Origin of the sequence: Nocardia acidivorans NBRC 108247 (assembly GCF_001625085.1) — a bacterium.
GTDB lineage: Bacteria > Actinomycetota > Actinomycetes > Mycobacteriales > Mycobacteriaceae > Nocardia > Nocardia acidivorans.
The window spans coordinates 1-21,300 of the sequence record NZ_BDAW01000057.1 but is presented as its reverse complement, the minus strand read 5'-3'; the positions used below and the strand labels follow the sequence as shown (position 1 = coordinate 21,300).

Sequence of the window (21,300 nt, the reverse complement as noted above, 5' to 3'; positions counted from 1 at the left end):
GCACGATGCTCGGGGCCGAGATCCGTATTCGGCCTATTCGTGCACGGCCAGCACCGTGCCCGCGGCGACGGTCCGGCTACCCTCGCGAATCGCGAAGCCGAGACCGGGCTCGAGCGGTACCGGACGACCCAGGGTCACCGACATCTCGACGGTCTCCCCCGGCTGCGCCCGGCCGTCCGGCAGCAGCACATCGCCCACCACGTGACCGGTGCGCAGATAGAACTGCGGCCGGTAACCGCTCACGATGGGCGTGCGCCGCCCGCCCTGCGCCGCGCTGAGCAGCCGCACACTGGCGGTGAAACCGGTGTGCATGGTGATGCTGCCCTGCGCCGCGACCACCTGGCCACGGCTGACCTGCCCGCGCTGCACGCCGCGCAGCAGCAGCGCCACATTGTCGCCCGCCTCGGCCGATTCCATGGTGCGGCCGAAGGTTTCGACACCGGTGACGATCGATTCCAGGCTGTCGCCGTAGCCCAGCACCGTCACCCGGTCGCCCATGCGCACCCGGCCACGCTCGATGGCCCCGGTCACGACGGTGCCGCGACCGGTAATGGTGAGCACGTTCTCCACCGGCATGAGGAACGGGGCGTCGGTGTAGCGCACGGGCATGGGAATGTACTCGTCCACCGCCTCGAGCAGTCGCAGCAGCGCCGCCGACCATTCCGGATCACCTTGCAGCGCAAGCAATCCGGAGACCGGGACGACGGGCAGCCCGTCGCCGTCGTACCCGTGCGCGGAGAGCAGTTCCCGCACCTCGAGTTCGACCAGCTCCAGCAGTTCGCCGTCACCGGCGTCGGCCTTGTTGAGCGCGACCACAATGTGCTCGACACCCACCTGACGGGCGAGCAGCACATGCTCGGACGTCTGCGGCATGACACCGTCCAGGGCCGAGACCACCAGGATCGCACCGTCCAACTGGGCCGCGCCCGTGATCATATTCTTCACGAAGTCGGCGTGACCCGGCATATCCACGTGGGCGTAATGCCTGGTGGCGGTTTCGTATTCGACGTGCGCGATATTGATGGTGATACCGCGCGCTATCTCCTCCGGGGCCCGGTCGATGCGATCGAACGGGACATACGATCCGCCGCCCTGCTCGGCCAGCACCTTGGTGATGGCGGCGGTCAGCGTGGTCTTACCGTGGTCGACATGCCCCATGGTGCCGATGTTCAGGTGCGGCTTGGTGCGCACGAAAGCCTGCTTGGCCATGATTTTCTCCATCCGGGAGTCGTGATTCGAGGAACCTCGGGCAGCAGCGACCTTCCCCGTCCGAGGTCCCGGGACGTCCCGGAGAAGGTCAGCGTCGTGCGCCGTCGAATGCCGCGACTGCCGGTGCGGGCAGGCAGAGCGCAGCCATCGCACCCGCGACTGCGGGTGTAGCGGTGATGGCGTACGCGAACATGTGCGCTACCGTGCCCTACGAGCGGCGCAGTGCGCCACTGATTTTCGGGCAGAGCCGACCTATCCCGCGTTCGGTTGCTCGGGGATGAGCGGCCTGGAAACAGCCTCCACCTGGATCCAACTGGCGGGCCGCGTGGGCGAGGTGACCCTCCTCGAACGCACCGTCAACGGCCAACCCGGCCTCGTCGCAGAACTGGACGGCACCGGCGTCTCGGTCTATGCCTTCGACATCTCCGACAATCGCATCACCCGTATCCGGGTGATCCGCGATCGGGAAAAGCTCCGCCCCTGGACCACGAACTGACTACTGCGAATCCACGGCCAGCAGGCCGAACCGGTTGACGCTGGCGTGGTGGTGGCCATCGGCGCTGGTGATCACGACTTCGGCGGGGTTGGTCAGGGCTATACAGCAGAAGGCGCCGTTGTCCTGCTGGATGCTGATGGACAGCAGCCGGAGCTCATGCTCCTGTTGCCAGGCGTCCATGGATTCGTAGAGGCCGCGCATGGTGGGGCTCTCGAAGTAGACGAGGTTGCGCTTGTTGGTGGCCGTCATGGGATTGCTCCGATCGCGCAGGTGGGTATTCGGCTGGTGCACTGAGGATCTCACGACGGCGGGCGCGATCTGCGGGAAAGGACTCCGGCCGGGACCAACCGGGCCATGACAGGCCCCGGGGTCATCACGACCCCGGAGCATCACGGTCTCGGGTCATCACGGCCTCGGGTTATCACGGCCTCGGGTTATCACGGCCCGGGGCATCACGGCCTCGGGGCATCGCGACCCCGGAGCATCACGGCCCGGCGCATCACGGTCTCGGGTCATCGCGGAATTGGGTCATCGCGGCCCGGGGCATCACGGCCCGGGGCATCACGGCCTCGGAACCGTTCCCGGGTATCTGTGTCGCGGCCGTCACGCACCAGGGGATCCGATGCGCGGGTGCGCTGCCAACGCCGGGGGTGGTGGGCGGGATTGTCGTAGGGTCGTGCTGGCATGTGCCGCACCGGGGAACCACCGAGGTAGTGCTCGGAGAACACGCTCTAGACTGCCCGAACGGGGAGGTCGGTTTTGTTGAGGTTCGCACTGCTGGGCGAGGTCCGCGCGTGGCGCGGGGACACGCCCCTGGACTTGGGTCCGCCGCAGCGGCGGGCCGTGCTGGTGGCCCTGCTGCTGCGCGCGGGCAAGGCGGTGACGGCCGCCGAGCTCGTCGAGGGCATCTGGGGTCAGGATCCGGTGCCGCGGGCGGTCTCGGCGCTGCGCACCCATGTGGCCAAGCTGCGCCGCGAACTCGATCCCGAGCGCGCCACCCGCGCACCCTCCGCCGTGCTGGTTTCGATCGGCGACGGTTACGCGCTGCGCATCCCGGACCTGCGGACCGATATCGCCGAGGTGGAGGAGCGCGTCAATCTGGCGGCGCTGATTCGCGATGACGATCCGGCCGCCGCCCGCGAAACCCTGGTGGCCGCGCTGGCGCACTGGCGGGGTGCGGCGCTGGGCGCGCTGCCCGGCCCATACGCCGAACGACAGCGTGCCCGCCTCGAACAGTGGCGGCTCAGCATTCTCGAGGACCGCCTGGCCCTCGATATCGAGACCGGGCACTCGCCCGAGGCCGTCGCCGAACTCGGCCCGCTCATCGAGGAACATCCACTGCGCGAACGCTTCCGAGCGCTGCGCATGACCGCGCTCTATCACTGCGGGCGGCAGGCCGAGGCGCTCGAGGAGTATGCCCGCGCCCGGCACGCGCTGGTGGAGGGCATCGGCGTGGAGCCCGGACCCGAACTCAGCGCCGTGCACGCCCGCATCCTGCGCGCCGAACTCCCACCCGTGCAGCGCCCGGGCCGGGATCGCACCCCCGCCCAATTACCGCCCGACATAGCGGATTTCACCGGCCGCTCCCGCCTGGCCGACGAGATCGCCGCCCAGCTCACCGGGGACGGCAGCGCGGTCGCCATCTCCGCGGTCGGCGGTATGGGCGGCGTCGGAAAGACCACGCTCGCACTGCATATCGCGCATCGGGTGCGTGACCGCTTCCCCGGCGGCCAGCTGTATGTGAACCTGCGCGGCGTAGATGACGAGCCCATGTCCCCCGCCGACGCCCTCGGCGGCTTCCTGCGCGCACTCGGCGTCGCGGACAGCGATATCCCCGAAACCATCGACGACCGCTCCGCACATCTGCGAACCCTGTTGTCCGACCGGCGAATTCTGCTCGTCCTGGACAATGCCCGGGACAGCGCCCAGATCCGCCAACTGCTGCCCGGCACTCCCGGCACCGCGGTCCTGATCACCAGCCGATCCGCGCTCACCGAACTCCCGGCCGTGCGCCGCACCCGCCTCGACGTCCTCGAACCGGACGAGGCCATGACCCTGCTGACCCATATTCTCGGCGCGGAAAGGGTTGCGGCCGAACCCGATGCGGCGCGCGCGGTGATCACCCTCTGTGCCTGCCTGCCGCTGGCCGTGCGCATTGTCGGCGCGCGCCTGGCGGTGCGCCCGCGCTGGCCCATCGCGTCCATGGCCACCCGGCTCGCCGACGAGAGCCGCCGCCTCGACGTCCTGCAGACCGGTGAACTCGCCCTGGAGGCCATCTTCCACCTCGGCTACGGCCAGCTGAATCCCGAGCAGGCCCGGGCCTTTCGCACCCTGGCCCGCGCCGAGGTTCCCGACCTGCCCGCCGATGCCGGGGCCGCGGTGCTGAATGTTCCCGTCGCACAGGCGGAGTACCTGTGCGAGGCCCTGGTGGACCTGAGTCTGCTCGAGACGACCGCGCCGGGCCGCTACCACTTCCACGATCTGCTGCGCCTGTTCGCCCGCCGCCAGCCCGGCGACGACGAATCGCGGGTGCTGTCCCGCCTGCTCGACTACTACCTGGCCAGCGGTAAGAACCTGCTCAGCGCAATCGATTACAGCAACACCACGCGACTGCTGGTCCCCACCACCGTGCCCGGTCACGCCTTCACCAGCGGCGCGGATGGACAGCGCTGGAACGATATCGAGCGGCCCGTGGTCATCGCCCTGCACCGCCAGGCCGCCCGCGTCGGCGGGCATACCGTGGCCCTGGCAGCCGATCTTGCCTGGGTGCTGGCCGAGGTGATGGACGGCGGCACCGGCGCGCGCGAACTCGCCGATGCCCTGAAAGCCCTGCTGCACACCGCGATCCAGGAGCAGGACAGCGGCAGCATCCGCAGGCTGCGCACCGCGCTCGGCGCCATCATGCAGGTCGGCCTAGGCGAAGTCGAGGCGAGTCTGGAGTTCCTGCAGGCCATTTCGCCTCCGGTCGACGACGCGGGCCGCCGCCTTCAGGTACTCGCCGAATTATTGCTCGGCATTGCCGACCGCCGCCTGGGCAATACCAAGGACTCGCACCGCCACTACGCCAATGCCGTTGCCCTCACCCGCGCCCTGGGCGATCGCTCCATGGAGGCGTGGATTCTCGCCCTGGCGACCCGCACCCTGTGCGAATCCGGTCAGTACGAGGAGGCTCTCGCCGTCGCCGAACGCGCCATCGATATGGCCCGCGAATGCTCCAACTCGGTGGCCCTGGGCTGGGCGCATCACGAATTGGCCGCCACCCATTCACTACTCGGCGATCACGAGACGGCCTTGCGCCTGGGCGAGGAGGCCGTACGCATCGCCTGCCGGAACGGCGTGCGGCTCTGGGAGGGCTGGGCCTGCACCCGCCTGGCGCAGATCCATCTGCGCGCCGGTCGCACGTGCACCGCCGAGATCGAGTCGGCTCGCGCCCTGGACCTGCTGAGCATGGCCGCCGACCCCATAGACCGCGCCCGCGCCCTGGCCCTGCACGCCGCCGCCGTGGCCGCGCGCGGTGATACCGTCACCGCGATACGCGAACTCGCCGACGCCACCGAGACCTTCCGCCGCGCGGGTCTGCCGCCGCCCACCCTCACCAGCCTCTTCTCCCCCGGGCCGGGCCGGTAGAGAACGTTCATTCTCTTTTCATCTGCGCCTGGCACAGTCATCACACGGCCGCACCGGGGAGCGAGAGGTCTCCGGCGCGGACTCACAACACCGTCATGTCCGCGTGTGTACGAGGGGTGCGCACGCGCTACATGCATGTCCGCGGCGCCGATGCGTTCGCGTCGCCTAGTATTGCCCGCAGTTTCGCCGAGAGTTTGCTCTGCCAGCTCCGACTGCGCTGTCCGCTGTGACTGCTCTGCCAGCTCTGCCAGCTCCGACTGCGTTGCCAGCTCCGACTGCTCTGTCCTCTTTGACTGCACTGCCATCTGATCGCACTGCGTTTGTCAGCACCGAACCTGTTGTCCGTGATCGGCGATGAAGGCGGGCCCGTGGGCATTCTGCAACAACACAAAACGCTTATCTCGAATATCGCGCTGGTCTCCTGCATGGTCGCCGGCGGGAGCTATCTGCTCTTCGATACCGCGCGGGTGCGACCGGGCGGGAGCTACTCCGTCACGGTGCGGCTCGACAAATCCGGTGGGGTGCAGGCCGGAAACGATGTCACCTGGCGCGGATATCGGGTGGGCAAGGTGAAGTCGATCTCGCTGGTCGACGGCGGGGCGCAGGTGGCCGCGGTCGCGGAAATCGAAGACAAATACAAGATTCCGGCCGATACGTCCATCGGTGTGGCGGCGCTGTCCGGGGCGGGTGAGCAGTACATCGACTTCCGGCCGAACACCGATGGCGCACCGTATCTGAAGGACGGGCAGGTAATCCTGTTCGACCCCAAGCGAATCAGCACGCCCGCATCCGTTCCCGAGACGCTGGCGAACTCCAATGATTTACTCTCGCAAATCGATCCGAACAAGATGAATACCATTCTGTCCGAGCTCGACACCGCGCTCAGCGGCGGGCCGGATCAACTGCGGTATATGGTCGACGCCCTCAGTCTGGCCACCACCGGGCTCGACAATCTGCTGCCGCAGACCACCAGCCTCATCGCGAATCTACGGTCCATCGCCGCCACCTCCGCGCACGCGCAGCCGGATCTGGGCACGCTGACGCGCAATTCGAAACTGCTCATCGAGCAGGTGAACGCGGCCAATGTCGAACTGCGCACAGTGCTCGATCAGGCTCCCGAGCAACTGGCCGTGCTGAGCACCATCCTTGATCGCAATCAGGATCCGATTCAAAGCCTGGCCGGCAATATGTCCGCGGTGGTGCGGGCGGCGCTGCTGCGCACCCCCGCATTGCGCGCGCTGTTCCCGGCGCTGGTGGTCGGCACCTCCGCCATGGGTGTGCCCGCGCACGACAACGAGTTCTACACGATTGCCGATGCCTGGCCGCGCCCGTGGTGCATGTACAAGACGAAGCAGACACCGCCGTACGTGGTGCAGGATGACACGCTCTTCCGCTGGACCTACTGTGAGAATCCGCCGGCGGATCAGCAGATTCGCGGTTCCTCGAATGCCCCGCGACCGGACATTCCGAACAATGGTGCGCAAATGCCCACCGGTGCCGACCCGAATGAACGCACCATGCCGCCCATTCGATGAAATTCCCCGGCACGCCGCACGCGTGTCGGCGCGCCTGAGGCGTTTTATACCGCGAATCCCGGTGCGCACCGCGCAGAATGATCACTTGCACGAGACGAATAGAGATGTCCCATCGCCCAGGCAGGCGCGTTCACCGGGTGACGGGCGAGGCTAGAGAGGTCGGATGACTCGATGATGAGCAAGTATTCCCTCGGCTCGGCTATGCGCTCCCTCGTCTTCGCGGGCATGGCGGTCGGATTGGCGGCGGGATCGGCGCAGGCCGACCCGCTGTGGCCCGGCGGACCCGATGTGCCTGGCGTTCCGGCGATTATTCCCACCCAGCCGGTCACGGCCCCCTGCGGTGATCAGGCCCGCGCCTGCCTGCGACTGGGGACCAATGAGGCGTGGCTGATGGACAAGGGCAAGGTCGTCTACGGACCCACCCCGATATCACATGGCATGCCCGGATTCGAGACTCCGCCCGGGTTCTTCCATGTGGCGTTCAAACGGCCGTTCCACTGGAGCACCATGCATGAGGCTCCGATGGAGTACGCCATCTTCTTCAACGGGGATATCGCATTCCATATCGGACCGGTGGACAAGAAGTCGCACGGTTGCATTCGAATGACGCCCGACGGGGCGAAGGAGTTCTTCGGCTATCTCAATCCCGGTGATGCGGTCGAGGTCGTTCCCTGAGTTTCGCCCGCGAATCGAATTCGGCAGGCCCCCTTCCGCATTGGCGGAAGGGGGCTTTGTTCTGCCGGTGGTCATTCCTCACAGTTGTGGTACGCCGCGATGGACCAGCCGCCCGCGGTGCGGACGAGCACCCAGGTCGCGATGATCCAGCGTTCCGGCTCGGTCCGGTCCGCCATCAGGACCGCGCCGCGGCTGACCACGATCGCGGTGTCCGGGGACGGGAAACGCACGATCAGCGGCTCATCGAGGACCGAGGAGTCCTTCAGCGGACCGGCGAAGCCCGCGGCCATCCGGGTGCGCACGGCCTCGCGACCGTCACTGAGCGAACCGGGCAGAATCGAGACCGCGTCCGGCAGGTATCCGGCGACCATCCCGTCCGCGTCGTTCGCGCTCCAGGCCCGGTAGAGATCGCTGATGACATCCAGGACAGCGGTCCGGTCGGTGGACTGTACGGCGGTGTCGTTCATGGTGATCCTCCTGCAATCGTGCCGCCCGGATCGGCGGCTCACGAGTACCTACCGGCGGGACCCCGGGATGTCATCGGTGTGGCGTAGAAAAGATTCGTGGCCGACGAATTCACCACCCGCACCGACCCGTACCGGCGCGAGTTGCTGGCGTACTGCTACCGCATGCTCGGATCCGCGCACGATGCCGAGGACCTGGTGCAGGAGACGCTGCTGCGGGCCTGGCGGGCGCGGGACAGCTATGACCCCGGCCGGGCGTCCCTGCGAACCTGGCTGTACCGGATCGCCACCAATGTCTGCCTGACCGCGCTGGAGCAGCGGGCGCGGCGACCGCTACCCGCCGGATTGGGCGGGCCGCCCGGAGACGATCCCCACGAGCCGCTGGTGCACGGCGGGGAAGTGCCGTGGCTGCAACCGATTCCGGATGCGATGATCGGCGATCCGGCGGAGGTGGCGGCGGCGCGCGGCAGTCTGCGCTTGGCGCTGGTCGCGGCCATGCAGCAGTTGCCCGCGCGGCAGCGGGCGGTGCTGGTGCTGCGCGAGGCGCTGGACTGGCCGCCGGGGCAGATCGCCGAGGCATTGGAGATGACGACCGCGGCGGTCAACAGCGCGCTACAGCGGGCGCGAAAGACGCTCTCCGCCAACGGTATCAGCGAGGACGATGTCACCGAACCGACCGATCAGCGGGCAGTGCTCGATCGCTACGTCAATGCCTTCCTGGACGCGGATCTCACAGCCCTGGAGAAGCTGCTCGCCGATGACGTGATCATGGAGATGCCGCCCTTCCTCAATTGGTACCTGGGCCGCGAGCACTACATCTTCTTCATGGCACGCGTCTACGCCACGAACGGAACCGATTGGCGCGTACTGCCCGTGGCGGCCAACGGACAACTCGGCTTCGCGGCGTACGTCCGCGCGCCCTCCGGCGGATACGCCATGCACACACTCCAGATCTTCACCATCGCGGGCGGTGTGATCACCCGCAACACCGTGACGCAGGACCCCGATGTCTACGACCTGTTCGGCCTGGCCGCCGTACTACCCGAATAGAGCGAATCAGCCAGCGCGATAAGCCCTTCCCCTGCGAAACATCCGAGCGAATTCTTCACCGCCCTGAACCGCCGAAACCACAAGAACGGCCCCTACTTTCACCAAGTGGGGGCCGCCCTCCATGCCGAGTGGGCTCAGCCCTCCCACACCCGACTGGCGACAAACCTCACCCAATCATCAGCCGGGAACTCGAGGATGGGACCGTGACCGTCGTCCTTCGTGTCCCGGACCTTGGTCACATCCTCGCCGTGAAAAACCTCCACGCATTGCTTGCCGCTGTCGGACCGGCTCGACTTGTACCACTGTCCCCTGACCGGCTGCTTCACGACGCATACTCCTTCGCGATCTTCGACACCAGAGACCTGGTTTCCTGTCGACTCAACGCTACCGCTCGAATGCCATCGATCGCCCGCCGATATGCCCCGACTTCCTCGCCGTGCTCATGGAGGACGCTTCCGATCGCACCCTCCGCGTACACCACCGTCGGCAAGGTCTTCCCGCTTGAGCCCCTCGGGAATTCGAGCAACACGAAGGCCAGCGTGGTCAACCCCGGGTGGACCCCGGCGGTGAACGGCACCACGTGAATACTCACGTTCTCCCGCTCACCAACGGAGGCAAGCCAGTTCAGTTGCCTGTGCATCAGCAAACCGTCGCCGACCCGGTTCCGGACCACCGCTTCACTCAAGAATGCCTCGAACGTGAACAGCGGATCATCGAGCCGCGCTTGCCGTTTCGCGATGATCTCGATTCTGCGCTCCAAATCGGCCGTCGACAGACCCGGCTCGCTGACACGGTCCAGTGCGCGCCGGTAGTCGGCGGACTGCAAAAGCGCCGGGAAGATCACCGGATGATGGGCGACGACATGTTCGGCGATTCCCTCCAACCGCAGGAACTTTCCCGTGTTCGGCGCGATCTGATCCTGGTACGCCGTCCACAGTCCGCGTGTCGATCCCTGTGCCCTGCTTGCCTTTTCCTCGATCTTGATCTCATTCCACAGCTCCATGGCCGTGGCGCGGGCTTCCGTGTCGGCGCGGTAGAAGTCCAGTAGCGCGTTGATGTGAAGGTCGCCGAGCCGGGTCGGCGATCCATCCTCCATTCGGTTCACGGCTTGTCGGGATACTCCGATGTGCGCGGCAGCGGCCATCATGGCCTGCCGTGGGGCGTGCGCCCGCAGCTCTCGCATGTAGTTGCCGAAATCCATGCGGGAAACCGTTAATCCGGCCATTTCGTCAACCTCACAATCAGATGGAAGCCCGCGACGGACAGTGTCCGTACGGGACGCGTCCGCAACGGACACTGTCCGCCACGGTCTTACACACGCAATTCACGAACTACCGACCGGGAGCGAATCTTTCGATCACATTTGATGTCTACTCATAGATAGCACCCGGGGCCGACAAGTTGCACCGCGACCGGGATTCTTTCGAAACAAGGAGGCACGAATGTCCTGGGATGCCTGGGTTTTGGCGATACTTATCGGCGGTTGCGCGGCGATCGTCCTGGTCTGCATTGGCGAGGACGTCAGGGAAAGGCGTTTCAGCAGGTCCGAGAACCGTACGGTACGTATTCACATTCGCAACGGCGAGTGCATCACTGCTCGTGTTCCCCATGAATCGACAGGCCGCCACCGGGGCGAAGCCACCAGGCCATAACGCCTGTCGCATAAAGGAAATGGAATTGACCCATGGAAATCTTCGGCACACCTTCGGATCGATTGGAAGACTGTCACGTCCGCAATGACGACGCGACGATGAATGCCGCAGAGGCACTGGAGGCTTCGATTATTCACCGCGACTGCGATCCCGTTTTCTGCGCCCGGCGGTGGGAGGCGAACCGCATTGTCGGATTGGAAGCGGATACGTACGCCGAACGATCCAATGTCCACCCGCTCCCGACTCGCTACCTCACCGAGGTCAGGAGCATTACCCGCGATCCATAACAAGCCGCAAGGCCGCCTGCCGCTGCGGCAAAACCCCCAACACCCCCGTTCTGCGACCTGCACGGCGAACACCAATCCGATTGATCGGGGCAAGCGCCCCGGCCGCATATACGTTGCGGGACAAGCGAACAGACTTCCGGGAGCTCAGCGCCGACGCACGGGACGTACCGGATCCGCGCGGACCTGAGGCGCATGGTCGAGGGCTACCGCGAGTTCGTCGAGGACCCGGCGGGCCGGTAGGAGCACGCACGCGCCGGGGCCGATGATCTCCCCGGCAATCGGCAGCAGGGTGCGGTAGGCGTCGGCGGCGATATCGAATTCGTCGACGAGTACCGCGGCCAGGCCGATGAGGGCGATATCGAGTTCGTAGCTGGCGTCCTGCGGGGGCGGTGGCGCGGTGCGCAGCAGATGTCTCGCGCGGTCGCGCTCCCCGGCCAGGGCGAGGGTGAGTGCGAATCGGGGCGCGGAGGCCGGCCAGTTCGGGTAGTCACGCATCAGCTCCGGCAGGAATTCCGCGGCCCGGCCCGCTCGATAGGCGCGGCACCAGTCGACGGTCACCAGCAGCTTGTCCGCACGCTGGACTCCGGCGTCCTCCAGTGCCCGCGCGCCCACCCGATAGGCCGCGGCCACCTCGGTATCGGATGCGTCGGCGAGTTCGAGCAACATCGCCCGGTGCCAGAGCACCCGCGCCGCACTGGGTGGATGGTCGTAACGCCGTGAATGCCGGTCCAATTCGGCGATCGCCGCCCCCGTCTCGGCCAGATCACCGCGCCGCTCGGCGGTGTAGATCTGCCAGAGCAGGCCGAGCCGCTCGGACGCGACAAGATGGTGCGCGCCCGCCAATTCCACCAATTCCGCGGCCACCCGTGCCCGTTCGTCGAGTTTGCCCGGCACCCAGAAGGTTTGGGTGTGGGCGGCGATCAGCACCTCGGCGCGGGTTTCGGGCGACAGTTCGATGCGCTCGGCGATCGCCATCGCCTCCGCGGCGGCCTGTCTGCCACGATCGGAGGAGTCGCCGTAGAACTTATCGGCGAGTTTGGTCAGCAACAGCACGCGTAATTCGCTGTCCTCCAACGGTAATGCGCGTAGATTACGCTCCAGCAATTCAACCACTCGGCCCAGCTGCACCCCGTATTGCGGGTTGACGCGCCGCTCGGCCAGCAACGGATTGGCGGGGTCGGCCGACACCATGATCCGGGCGGTGACCGCGGGATCGGCCAGGGCAGTCAGCGGTTCGACCGCCGCGGCCTGCAATTCGCGCATCGCCGCCCGGTTGCCGAGATAGGCGTGCGCCTCGATCAACTCCCCCACCAGGATCAACCGTTCCCGGGTGGTCTCACCGAAGCGGTCCACCAGGGTCAGCGCGGCGCGGCGGAGCCGTTCGGCCTCGAGATAGGCGAATCGGGCGGCGGCCTGGTCCGCGGCGGCCCGGGCGAAGCCGATGGCCGCCGCGGCGGATTGCGCGCTCGGCGCGTAGAGATGATGACGGGCCAGCGCCGCGACATTGCCGGGTTGCAGCCGTTCGAGCACGGTAGCCGCCCGCCGGTGCCACAGTGCCCGCCGCGGTGCGGAGATCCCGGCGTAGACGGCCTCGTACATGAGCGCATGGGTGAAGCGAACGGTCCCGTCGGTCCTGCCGTCGTCGAGAATCCCCGCGGCCAAGCCCACCTCGATGCCGTCGACCACCGCCTCATAGTCGAGCCCGGTCGTTCCCTGGTCGCCGACGAGTGCGGCGAGCACATCGAGATCGAATTCATCGCCGAGCACGGCCGCGTGACGCAGCAGTGTCCGCACCGATTCCGGCAGGCTCGCCAGGCGCAGACCGAGCACGTCCCGCACCCCGCTGGGCACCTGGGACAGCGCCGCTCGCGGCCCCTCCGCCGCGAGCTGGCGCGCCACCTCACGCACCAGGAACGGATTGCCTCCGGTCCGATCGGTAATGCGTGCGGCGAGTTCGGCATCGGTATCCAGCGCGGAGGTCATGCGCACCAGCGAGGCGACGGCCGCGGCGTCCAAGCCGCCGAGCTCGATGCGCTCGGACTGCTGAACGGCCAACTGGCCCAGCGCGTTTGCCAGCGGCGCGGAGGGCGGTCCCGGTCGCAATGTACCGATCACCAGCAGTCGATGTCCACCGAGCCGACGCACCACCTCGACCAGGGGAATCAACGTATCCGCATCGGCGAAATGCAGATCCTCGACCACCAGCAGGACCGGCCCGTCCGCCGTCACGCCCTTCAGATATTCGACCAGCGCACCGCAGAACCGGAAAAGATCGGCGGTGGCATTGTCGGCGCTCACCGGCAAACCGGCGGCGGCCCCGCCCAGCGATCGGGCGAGTTCCGGCGGCGGTGCGTGGTGTGCGACGACGAGTTGGTCGAGGATCTCCCACCACGGCCAGCCGCCCGGTGCCCCGGCCAGCTCGGGACACCGAGCCGACCCGATCGTCCACCCCTCGGCGCTCAGCCGGGTGTGCAGATGTGTGACCAGGGTGGTTTTGCCGATTCCCGCCGGGCCTTCCACGAGAATCACCTGCCGATGCCCGATGCCCGCCCTGGCAGCCAGCCGAGCGAGCCGGTCCACCTCGACGGTCCGGCCCGCCAACGGCTCATCACCCAAGAGCGTTTCGGCAGTGGATGTTTCGGTCGGCTCGGGCCCGAGGCTCCGATACCGCGGGCTGAGTCCGGGGTCCTGAGCCAGAATGTCGGCTTCGAGCTGCCGCAACCTCGGCCCGGGATCGATCCCGAGTTCCTCGCGCAACAGCGTCCGCACCCGCTGCAACGTCGCCAGCGCATCGTCTTGGCGGCCGGACCGATACAGCGCCAACGCCAGCAACCACCAACCCTCTTCTTGCAGAGGGTGTTCGGCGACATACGCGGTGAGATCGGGCAGTGCCTCGGCGGCGCGGCCGAGTTCCAGCAGGGCCGTGGTCTTACCTTCGAACGCGACCTGTCGAAGTTCGGTCAGCCGCGAAATCTCGGACCGCGCCCATGCGTAGTCACCGAATTCGGCGTAGGGGCTGCCGCGCCACAACTCCAGGTCCTGCCGGAATCGGGTCAGCGCGTCCGCCGGGTGGTTTCGCGCCAGCAGTTCGGTGCCCTCGTCGGTGAAGGCTTCGAACCGCCCGGCATCGGTGGCACCGGATTCGGCGCGCAGCACATATCCCGACGCGGCGGTGGTCAGCACCTTCGCGGGCGTTCTCGGCAGGCGATGGGGTTCGAGCGCTTGGCGCAGGTGGAATACCAGGGTGCGCACGGTCGCGATCGCGTGTCGCGGCGGCTCGTCACCCCACACGTCATCGACCAACCGGTCCACCGACACCGCCTGCCCGCGCGACAACAGTAGGCGAGCGAGTATCTCGCGATGCCGGGAACCGCCGAGTTCGATCGCGGTGTCACCGGCCCGCGCCTGCAACGAGCCGAGTACCTGGAACGTGATCATGCCGGTCGAAGCATACGGCGGTAACCCTCAGCCAGATAAACGCCGGATAAATAGCCGGACAACCGACCCCGTCCGCTGCGCGGAAGCCGGTGTTTATCGCCCCCGCTCAAGGTTGGTCTCAACCTCGACCGACCCGGTTCGGGCGTCGAAGAATTCAGGGAGCTGATGGTTATGCGAGCGACCGCGTTATTGCGCAGTCCGAAGATATGGGTGTTCACCGTATTCGCCGCGGTGCTCGCCGGAGTGTTGACGCTGGGCTATCTCGGCGGCGTGCTCGACACCGACGCACCGAATCAACAGATGCCGATCGCCTGGGTCGACGCCGATGCCGGAGTCGACGCCCATCGGGTGGGTGCGCAGTTGGACGAGCAGGTGTTCAGCGGATCAGCGCGGCACACCGCACGCTGGGTGCGCGTCGATACCGCGGCATCGGCGCGAGAGCTGTTGGCCCGCAACGAGGTTTACGCGGCGGTGGTGATTCCGCCCGACTTCACCGCACGCATCACCGCGCTGACCGCACCGGTGCCGGTCACGGTGCTGAGCAATCCGCTCGCCGGTCCGGCCGCCACCGGCACGGCCGTGGGCGTGGCCCAGTCCGTGCTGAACGAGCTCTCCCAGCGGATCGGCACCAGCCTGGCCGCGACCGCCTCGGGGTCGACCACCTCACCGGCATTGCTCGCGGATCCGCTGAAAGTCGTTGTCACACCGCTGACTTCAGCGCCCTCGCACAGCGCGGGCGGAATGGCCGCGTTCTATTACGCACTGGTGCTGATCCTGACCGGATTTCTACTCGCCCAACTGCTGCACTCCGGGGTGGACGGCGCACTGGGATTCGCCCCGCGAGAGTTCCTGCACCAGCGCTCGACTCGATCGCCGCTGCCGATCAATCGCGTGCACACCCTGCTGGCCAAGGTCGGGGTGCTGGCGGGATGCGCGGTGGTCGCGGCCACGGTGATCGAGGTCCTCGCGGTGGGCGGACTCGGAATGCCCGCGGCACATCCGCTCGCCCTCTGGGTGTTCTCGGTGCTGGCCGTCGCCACGGCCGGGGTGGTTCCCCTGACACTGCTCGCCGTGATCGGCGCGCCGGGCGCACTGGTGGCCACCATGGTGCTGGTGGTGTTCGGGGTGCCCTCGTCGGGAGGCGCCTATCCACCGGAGCTGCAACCGGCGCTGTTCCGCTGGCTCGGTGAGGTATTGCCCATGCGCCACATCACCACCGCGGCCCGGGAGTTGATCTTCCCGGCGACCGAATTCCACTTGGCCGCCTCCATTCTCGCCGTCGTGCTGTGGCTGGTGCTCAGCCTCACCTTCGGACTCGGCGCGACCGCTTTCTACGACCGCACCGGACGCGTGCGGACCAGCACGCAGGAACGCACACCCCAATCCGCATGACAGCACAGGAGCCCACCATGAATCCCACCGCACCGTTGACCGTCTCCACCGCCCTCGGCTCGGTGTCGAAGACCGGCCGCTGGCGGGTCCCCGCTCGGATCAACGCCACCTCGACAATGGGTTCGGTACTACTGGACTTCACCGAAACCGACTGCGCACCAGCCGAAGTCGAGATCCATGTCAATTGCCAGGCGGGTGGGATCACCCTCATCGTCCCGGCGGGCTGGGGCGTGGACACCAGCGCGCTCACCGCCAATGGCGCGGGCGTCGAAGTCACCGTCGGCGGCGCACCCGAACCGGATCAGCCGCTGCTGAAGATCACCGGCCAGGTCACCTGGGGCCGGTTGCTCATCACCGATCCGAACGGGCAGCGGGCGCGGCGGGACGAGCAGGCCGAACGGCACCGGCGTCGCGACGAACGGCATGAGCGGCACCGCGCCGAACGGGAATCGCGCCACGACCGACGGCACCGGTGAGACCTACCGAATCCACAGCACCGCAATCGATTTCATCCCGAGGAGAATTATCATGACCACGTCCACCGTCGTCCTGGTGCACGGCGCGTTCGCCGACGCCACCGGCTCCTGGAACACCATCGCCGACATCCTGATCCGGCGCGGCCACCCCGTCGTCGCCATCGCCAACCCGCTGCGCGGACTGCACCACGACGCCGAATACCTCCGCACCGTCCTGGCCACCATTCCCGGCCCGATCACCCTGGCCGGACACTCCTACGGCGGCGCCGTCATCTCGCATGCCGCCACTGGCCTCGACCGGATCTGCGCGCTGGTCTACATCGCGGCCTTCGCTCCCGACGAGGGCGAATCCGCCGGACAGCTCGACGAGAAGTTCGGCGGCCGCGCCCAACAGGTCACCCAGGCCCGGCCGCTGCCCGGGGCTACCCCGCTGAAGGGTCCACCGCATATCGAACTCAGCATCGTGCCCGCCCAGTATCGCGAGGTCTTCGCCCCCGACACCGATCCCGATACCGCCGCAGTCCTGGCCGCCACCCAGCGTCCCCTGGCACTGGCCGCCATGCTCGAGCCCGCCGGGCCCCCGGCCTGGAAGAGCCTGCCCTCCTACTACGCCATCTCCACCCGCGACCAGATGATTCCCACCGTGGGGCAGCGCGAGATGGCCGCGCGAATGAACGCCATCACCATCGACCTCGACGCGGGTCACGCCGCCACCCTCAGCCATCCCGACCCGATCGCCGACCTGATCTCCACCGCCTCCGCCCGCTGAACGGCAATAAGCCAACCGCAAGGTTTCGTTAACAACCGCTCGGCAGAGTGTTCTTGTCAGACAACGAAGGGGAGAACACAGTGAAGGCATTCAAGGCCGCAGCGGTGATCGGCGGAGTTATCGCGGCGGCGTGCGTCGGGTTGGCCGGGACGGCGTCCGCATCGGCGACGCCGATCGTGCACACCTGGTGCCCGCGCAGTGAGGCGATGCATCCGACGTGGGATGTGAATACCGGAGAACCGGTCATCTGCGTGAATACCGGCGCCAGCGGATTCATGTGGGTGCCCGACGCCACCCGCTGATTCCTCTTCTCCGCCTCGCACTTTCGCGGCGGTGAAGTGATGGCGAGCCTGGTCCCCGTCCGATATGCGGACGGGGACCATGGTTTTCAGAACAGCGGATCACCCGTATGGAGCGGAAGCGGGTGCGGCCTCATCGTCGTGGAGGGCGTCCTGGAGCGTATCGATCTGATCCTCGAGCGCCTCGGCGCGGGCGACCAGTTCAATGCTGTCGGGATGGGTGAGGCTCTCGGCCTCGAGCTTCTCATAGACGCACGAGAGCGCCGAGCGTAAGCCCTCCAGCCGCATACCTGGTTCCACGGGGGCTCAGCCTACGGACCGATTGCCGTGCGGCGCGCCGGGACACCCGGTCGCCGCTAATTTCCGGCGTGTCCCGAATCGGTCCGTGTCACACTGGGTTCGCCTGACTGATCCGGAAGTTGTTGGGCAGCAAAGTGTCAGGGCCACTTCGAGCGATGTGGGAGCTGATCTTATGGCGCAACGGGGATTTCATTCCGGGTCACGGGGCGAGGACGCGGTACTGCTGGCCGTCGGGCTGGCGGATGCGGCGCTGAGTCGTGTCGCCCCGGTGGTGAATCAGGCGTGGCGGTTCCTGCGGCGCGCGGATACCGCCGATCTGGCCGGTGATGCCGGGGCGGATCTGAAGGCCCGGGGACGGTTGGTGCTGGACCGGTATGCCGCGGTCCCGCCCGCTCACCTGGAGATTCTCGCTCAGCGCGCGCGGGCGCGCCGCGGCGATGTCTGAGCTGTTCGACCCGGTTGCGTTCAAGGCGCGAATCGACGCAGCGCTCGGGGAGTTCATCGCGCGCGAGTGCGAGCAACTGGTGGAGATCGATCCGCGGTTGCGGTCGGTGGCCGAACAGCTGGTGGTCGCGACAACCCACGGCAAACGGTTGCGGGCGGCCTTCTGCTACTGGGGCTGGCGGGCCGCCGGGCAACCGGACAGTGATGCGCTGGTTCGAGCCGCGGCCGCCATGGAATTGGTGCACGCGGCGGCCAGCGTGCACGACGACATCATCGATGCCAGTCCGCTACGCCATGGATTGCCGACAGCCCATGTGGCGCTGCGAGATTCACTCGGCGCGCGGGCGGGTCAGCGCAAATCCGCGCGGGCGCTGGCCATGCTGGTCGGGGATCTGCTGATCGCCGCGGCCGGGCAGTTGTTCCTCGAAAGCGGTCTGCCGGTGGCGTATCTGTCGCGGGCGCGGCCGCTGTGGACGGTGCTCGCCCGGGAATTGATCGCCGGGGAATGCCTGGAGATCATATCGACCGGCACGGTTCCCGATCTGGGGGAATCGATGAAGGTGATCAGATACAAGACGGCCAAGTACACCGTCGAACATCCGCTGTTGATCGGCGCGGCACTGGCGGGTGCGCACAAGCCCCTGCGGAATACGTTCTCCGCGTACGGATTACCCCTCGGCGATGCCTTTCAGCTGCGCGACGATCTGCTCGGGGTATTCGGCGATCCGGCCGCCATGGGCAAATCCAATCTCGATGACCTGCGCGGCCGGCGCCCCACCGCCCTGCTCGCCGAGAGCTGGCGAGCCGCCGACGACCGGCAGCGCGAACAATTGCGAATCCTGTTGGAGGGCAAAGGACAGAGCCCCGCGGACCTGTACGACCTGCGCGAGCTGATGAACCGCATCGGCTCCCCCGCCCGCGTCGAGGAGATGATCCATGATCGGGTCCGCACCGCCACCGGCGTACTCGCGCGGGCCGAGCTGCCCGCGAATGCCGCACGGGCACTGACCGAACTCGCGTACACCGCCACCACCCGCTGCCACTGACACTGCGGCGCAAGCACTCCCGTCGTCACCCGGACCAGAGGAGTTTCGATGTCCCACCCTCTCGGCGAATTGCGACTGCTCGGCGATGAACTCGCCGACGCCACCGTGGCCACTCTGTTCGAACGCGGCGAGGTCGGCACGTTCAATACGCTCATGCGGTACGTCTCGACCGCGGGCGCACCGCTCCCGGATGACCTGCCCGAGGTCGCGCGCGAGTACCTGCACCAGACCGCCGCCCCGCCCAGCTGGGTGGACTGGGGCGAGATGGAACGCGCGCGACTGTTCTTCATCGACAATGACGTGCACATCTCCACCGCCCTGTCCTTCGCCGCCATGCCAGCCTGCTACGTCATCCCGCATATCGCGAAGCTGTTGTCCGCCACACACTCTCTGCGATACCCCTCCAAACGGATGGCCGAAACCGGCCAGTTCACCGTCTATCTGATGCGCCCCGACGCCTTCGAGGCCGGGAGCAGATTCATTCCCGCCGTACAGAAGGTGCGGCTACTGCACGCCTCGATCCGCCATCATCTGACGAGGGAAAACCAGTGGGACACAGCCGCATTGGGCGTCCCCATCTGCCAGGAAGACATGATCGGCGGCCAACTGCTGTTCTCCATGTTGGTCCTGGACAGCCTGCACCGGCTCAATATCCATATGAGCGTCGAGGGCGCCGAGGCGTACTACTACGCCTGGCGGGTCGTCGGCGCCATGCTCGGCGTCGACCAGACGCACGCCCCCGCGGACCTCACTTCCGCGCGCGAGTTCCTCGACACCTACCTGATGCGCTATATGGGCCCGAGCCAGGAGGGCGCGCACCTCACCCGCCAACTCATCGACCTGTACGAGGAGGTCGTCCCCGGCACCCTCTTCGACCCCGTGGTAGCCGCCCTGATCCGCTACCTCATCGGCGACACCTGCGCCGACTGGCTGCAAGTCCCCCGCACCGCCTGGGACACCGCCGTCAAAACCGTCCCCACCCTGCTCGGCGTCCTCGAAACCATCGAGGACGCTTCACCTCTCGGCGCCTGGGCGCTGGACCGCCTCGGCCACCTCACCTCGATCTTCGAACTCACCTCCCTCACCCGAGGGCGTGTCATGCAGTACGCCATCCCCGAACATCTCAAACCCGACTACGGCATATCCTCCGCCGCCTCCCGCCTCAACCGCTGGACCCCACCCCCACCCACCGCCGACATTCATCGCTGATCGAGACTGAACTCGTAGGACCAACCGCAATGACACCTGGGATCGATGCGCACCGCCTGGCGGTTCACGGTCGACGGCGGCAAGGTCAGCCGCTTCGAGACCGGGCAGGCATGACAGGTTCGATCGCCATCGTCGCGAATCCCCCTGTCGCTCTGGTTAACTCACCTCATGGAAGCGGCAGGCATATCGGCGAGAATTCTCGCGGGACTCGGTGGTCTGATCGCCACCACACTGGTCCCCCTGTACGGTTTGGCCGCGCTCCCGTAGGGCACGATCCCGACCGGCCACCGCCATCCGACAGGTGAGCTCTGAGCTGTATCGCATCGCCTGGGCCGAGGCCGCCTCATTCAGCGCCGTGGCCGATGCCCTCCACCGAATCCCATGCCGAGTCGCACCGAGGGCGGTCCGCGGCCTCGCCCGTCGTGTAGACGGGACTCCGACGACGGGGGCCCCGGTGCCGCGCAAAGGGCGGCACCGGGGCCCGGTGGAAACGACCGTGACCCACCTGAAGGGGGTGAATCGGTGGGGACTGCCCGCCGGGAAGACGGAGGCGGGCGATCGGCCGGTCGCGCACTTACTCTTTCGTGTTACCTCGTACTCGACGGCTACGGACCACGTTTCGGTCCGACCGTCGTCCCATCCTCACGGGCAGTTCGTTCTCTCCCGTGCCCTCATGTTTACTTCACTTGCTACGACGAAGAAGCTACCGAAGCGATCGATGAATGTCTAGATCTGACACTACAGATTTTTCGGGGGTGTTCCGGCGTGCCGGGAGCCGTCCGTAGGCCCGGACGAGCCCTCGTTGCCTGGCGATGCGCGCACCTCCTGGCCACGGTTGAACGCTCAAAAAATCTCTATCCTTGGGTGTAGACAATCCGATCCCTCCGTTGTACTGTCTCTCTCGTTCGGAAGTTAAGAAGTTGTGACTCCGC

20 protein-coding genes are annotated in these 21,300 nt (G+C 67.0%); 13 read left to right on the top strand and 7 right to left on the bottom strand.

All coding sequences use genetic code 11. The features are described from left to right. Window positions 1-33: 33 nt before the first annotated feature. Window positions 34-1,209: an elongation factor Tu gene (tuf, locus tag NA10_RS26195; protein WP_067572636.1), complete on the bottom strand. Its 1,176-nt coding sequence runs from the start codon at window positions 1,207-1,209 to the stop codon at window positions 34-36. 277 nt (window positions 1,210-1,486) lie between these two features. Between tuf and NA10_RS26190 the strand changes: the two genes are divergently transcribed. Next, on the top strand, window positions 1,487-1,705 hold the full coding sequence (locus tag NA10_RS26190) for a hypothetical protein (RefSeq protein WP_067572554.1): 219 nt from the start codon (window positions 1,487-1,489) through the stop codon (window positions 1,703-1,705). Here the strand turns inward: NA10_RS26190 and NA10_RS26185 are convergent, their stop codons facing one another. Further along, window positions 1,706-1,954, bottom strand: a complete 249-nt coding sequence (locus NA10_RS26185; protein WP_067572634.1) for a hypothetical protein — start codon at window positions 1,952-1,954, stop codon at window positions 1,706-1,708. A gap of 510 nt (window positions 1,955-2,464) precedes the next feature. Between NA10_RS26185 and NA10_RS26180 the strand changes: the two genes are divergently transcribed. From NA10_RS26180 to NA10_RS26170, 3 genes are all read left to right on the top strand, one after another. Beyond that, the gene (locus tag NA10_RS26180; RefSeq protein ID WP_084515256.1) at window positions 2,465-5,332 is read left to right on the top strand and encodes an AfsR/SARP family transcriptional regulator; all 2,868 of its coding nucleotides are present in this window, start codon (window positions 2,465-2,467) and stop codon (window positions 5,330-5,332) included. Window positions 5,333-5,676: 344 nt separating this feature from the next. Next, the gene (locus tag NA10_RS26175; RefSeq protein WP_245677904.1) at window positions 5,677-6,867 is read left to right on the top strand and encodes an MlaD family protein; all 1,191 of its coding nucleotides are present in this window, start codon (window positions 5,677-5,679) and stop codon (window positions 6,865-6,867) included. 171 nt (window positions 6,868-7,038) lie between these two features. Continuing rightward, window positions 7,039-7,542 (top strand): L,D-transpeptidase, encoded by a 504-nt coding sequence (locus NA10_RS26170; protein ID WP_067572550.1) that lies wholly within the window; start codon window positions 7,039-7,041, stop codon window positions 7,540-7,542. Between the two features lie 71 nt (window positions 7,543-7,613). Here NA10_RS26170 and NA10_RS26165 read toward each other — a convergent pair whose 3' ends face one another. After that, entirely contained in the window at window positions 7,614-8,009 is a 396-nt protein-coding gene (locus NA10_RS26165; protein ID WP_067572548.1) for an SgcJ/EcaC family oxidoreductase, read from the bottom strand. Between the two features lie 96 nt (window positions 8,010-8,105). On the opposite strand from NA10_RS26165, the gene NA10_RS26160 reads away from it, so the two are divergent. Next, window positions 8,106-9,056, top strand: coding sequence for a sigma-70 family RNA polymerase sigma factor (locus tag NA10_RS26160; RefSeq protein WP_067572546.1), 951 nt, complete (start codon window positions 8,106-8,108; stop codon window positions 9,054-9,056). Between the two features lie 134 nt (window positions 9,057-9,190). On the opposite strand, the gene NA10_RS26155 is transcribed toward NA10_RS26160, so the two are convergent. Next, on the bottom strand, window positions 9,191-9,382 hold the full coding sequence (locus NA10_RS26155; protein ID WP_067572544.1) for a DUF397 domain-containing protein: 192 nt from the start codon (window positions 9,380-9,382) through the stop codon (window positions 9,191-9,193). Beyond that, window positions 9,379-10,281: a DUF5753 domain-containing protein gene (locus NA10_RS26150; RefSeq protein ID WP_157556742.1), complete on the bottom strand. Its 903-nt coding sequence runs from the start codon at window positions 10,279-10,281 to the stop codon at window positions 9,379-9,381. Before NA10_RS26150 ends, NA10_RS26155 begins: the two co-directional genes overlap by 4 nt. 459 nt (window positions 10,282-10,740) lie before the next feature. Here NA10_RS26150 and NA10_RS26145 point away from each other — a divergent pair, with 459 nt between their 5' ends. Continuing rightward, the gene (locus NA10_RS26145) at window positions 10,741-10,995 is read left to right on the top strand and encodes a hypothetical protein (protein ID WP_067572540.1); all 255 of its coding nucleotides are present in this window, start codon (window positions 10,741-10,743) and stop codon (window positions 10,993-10,995) included. 144 nt (window positions 10,996-11,139) lie between these two features. On the opposite strand, the gene NA10_RS26140 is transcribed toward NA10_RS26145, so the two are convergent. Then, a complete protein-coding gene (locus tag NA10_RS26140) occupies window positions 11,140-14,433 on the bottom strand; it encodes an ATP-binding protein (RefSeq protein ID WP_067572538.1) in 3,294 nt (1,097 codons plus the stop codon). A 165-nt stretch (window positions 14,434-14,598) separates the two neighbouring features. Here NA10_RS26140 and NA10_RS26135 point away from each other — a divergent pair, with 165 nt between their 5' ends. The 4 genes from NA10_RS26135 (at window position 14,599) to NA10_RS26120 (ending at window position 17,372) form a co-directional block, all read left to right on the top strand. Beyond that, the gene (locus NA10_RS26135; protein WP_084515255.1) at window positions 14,599-15,825 is read left to right on the top strand and encodes a YhgE/Pip domain-containing protein; all 1,227 of its coding nucleotides are present in this window, start codon (window positions 14,599-14,601) and stop codon (window positions 15,823-15,825) included. Beyond that, window positions 15,822-16,301, top strand: a complete 480-nt coding sequence (locus NA10_RS26130) for a hypothetical protein (protein WP_157556741.1) — start codon at window positions 15,822-15,824, stop codon at window positions 16,299-16,301. The genes NA10_RS26135 and NA10_RS26130 overlap by 4 nt, the downstream gene beginning before the upstream one ends. 52 nt (window positions 16,302-16,353) lie before the next feature. Beyond that, window positions 16,354-17,070 (top strand): alpha/beta fold hydrolase, encoded by a 717-nt coding sequence (locus NA10_RS26125; RefSeq protein ID WP_067572630.1) that lies wholly within the window; start codon window positions 16,354-16,356, stop codon window positions 17,068-17,070. Between the two features lie 80 nt (window positions 17,071-17,150). Continuing rightward, on the top strand, window positions 17,151-17,372 hold the full coding sequence (locus NA10_RS26120) for a hypothetical protein (protein ID WP_067572532.1): 222 nt from the start codon (window positions 17,151-17,153) through the stop codon (window positions 17,370-17,372). Window positions 17,373-17,471: 99 nt separating this feature from the next. Here NA10_RS26120 and NA10_RS26115 read toward each other — a convergent pair whose 3' ends face one another. Beyond that, complete coding sequence (locus NA10_RS26115; protein ID WP_157556740.1) at window positions 17,472-17,669, bottom strand: hypothetical protein; 198 nt, start codon at window positions 17,667-17,669, stop codon at window positions 17,472-17,474. A 172-nt stretch (window positions 17,670-17,841) separates the two neighbouring features. Here NA10_RS26115 and NA10_RS26110 point away from each other — a divergent pair, with 172 nt between their 5' ends. From NA10_RS26110 to NA10_RS26100, 3 genes are read left to right on the top strand one after another with little or no spacing between them, the layout of a single operon-like run. Next, window positions 17,842-18,114, top strand: coding sequence for a hypothetical protein (locus NA10_RS26110; protein WP_067572528.1), 273 nt, complete (start codon window positions 17,842-17,844; stop codon window positions 18,112-18,114). Next, complete coding sequence (locus NA10_RS26105; protein ID WP_067572526.1) at window positions 18,107-19,159, top strand: polyprenyl synthetase family protein; 1,053 nt, start codon at window positions 18,107-18,109, stop codon at window positions 19,157-19,159. The genes NA10_RS26110 and NA10_RS26105 overlap by 8 nt, the downstream gene beginning before the upstream one ends. 48 nt (window positions 19,160-19,207) lie before the next feature. Next, window positions 19,208-20,368, top strand: a complete 1,161-nt coding sequence (locus NA10_RS26100) for an oxygenase MpaB family protein (RefSeq protein ID WP_067572524.1) — start codon at window positions 19,208-19,210, stop codon at window positions 20,366-20,368. Window positions 20,369-21,300: the final 932 nt, after the last annotated feature.

Bases quoted from the DNA above. Each gene is read 5' to 3' on its own strand.
- NA10_RS26135 (WP_084515255.1), top strand. From the start codon at position 14,599: ATGGTTATGCGAGCGACCGCGTTATTGCGCAGTCCGAAGATATGGGTG.
- NA10_RS26130 (WP_157556741.1), top strand. From the start codon at position 15,822: ATGACAGCACAGGAGCCCACCATGAATCCCACCGCACCGTTGACCGTC.
- NA10_RS26100 (WP_067572524.1), top strand. From the start codon at position 19,208: ATGTCCCACCCTCTCGGCGAATTGCGACTGCTCGGCGATGAACTCGCC.
- NA10_RS26170 (WP_067572550.1), top strand. From the start codon at position 7,039: ATGATGAGCAAGTATTCCCTCGGCTCGGCTATGCGCTCCCTCGTCTTC.
- NA10_RS26110 (WP_067572528.1), top strand. From the start codon at position 17,842: ATGGCGCAACGGGGATTTCATTCCGGGTCACGGGGCGAGGACGCGGTA.
- NA10_RS26145 (WP_067572540.1), top strand. From the start codon at position 10,741: ATGGAAATCTTCGGCACACCTTCGGATCGATTGGAAGACTGTCACGTC.
- tuf (WP_067572636.1), bottom strand. From the start codon at position 1,209: ATGGCCAAGCAGGCTTTCGTGCGCACCAAGCCGCACCTGAACATCGGC.
- NA10_RS26105 (WP_067572526.1), top strand. From the start codon at position 18,107: ATGTCTGAGCTGTTCGACCCGGTTGCGTTCAAGGCGCGAATCGACGCA.
- NA10_RS26140 (WP_067572538.1), bottom strand. From the start codon at position 14,433: ATGATCACGTTCCAGGTACTCGGCTCGTTGCAGGCGCGGGCCGGTGAC.
- NA10_RS26150 (WP_157556742.1), bottom strand. From the start codon at position 10,281: ATGGCCGGATTAACGGTTTCCCGCATGGATTTCGGCAACTACATGCGA.
- NA10_RS26185 (WP_067572634.1), bottom strand. From the start codon at position 1,954: ATGACGGCCACCAACAAGCGCAACCTCGTCTACTTCGAGAGCCCCACC.
- NA10_RS26190 (WP_067572554.1), top strand. From the start codon at position 1,487: ATGAGCGGCCTGGAAACAGCCTCCACCTGGATCCAACTGGCGGGCCGC.
- NA10_RS26125 (WP_067572630.1), top strand. From the start codon at position 16,354: ATGACCACGTCCACCGTCGTCCTGGTGCACGGCGCGTTCGCCGACGCC.
- NA10_RS26165 (WP_067572548.1), bottom strand. From the start codon at position 8,009: ATGAACGACACCGCCGTACAGTCCACCGACCGGACCGCTGTCCTGGAT.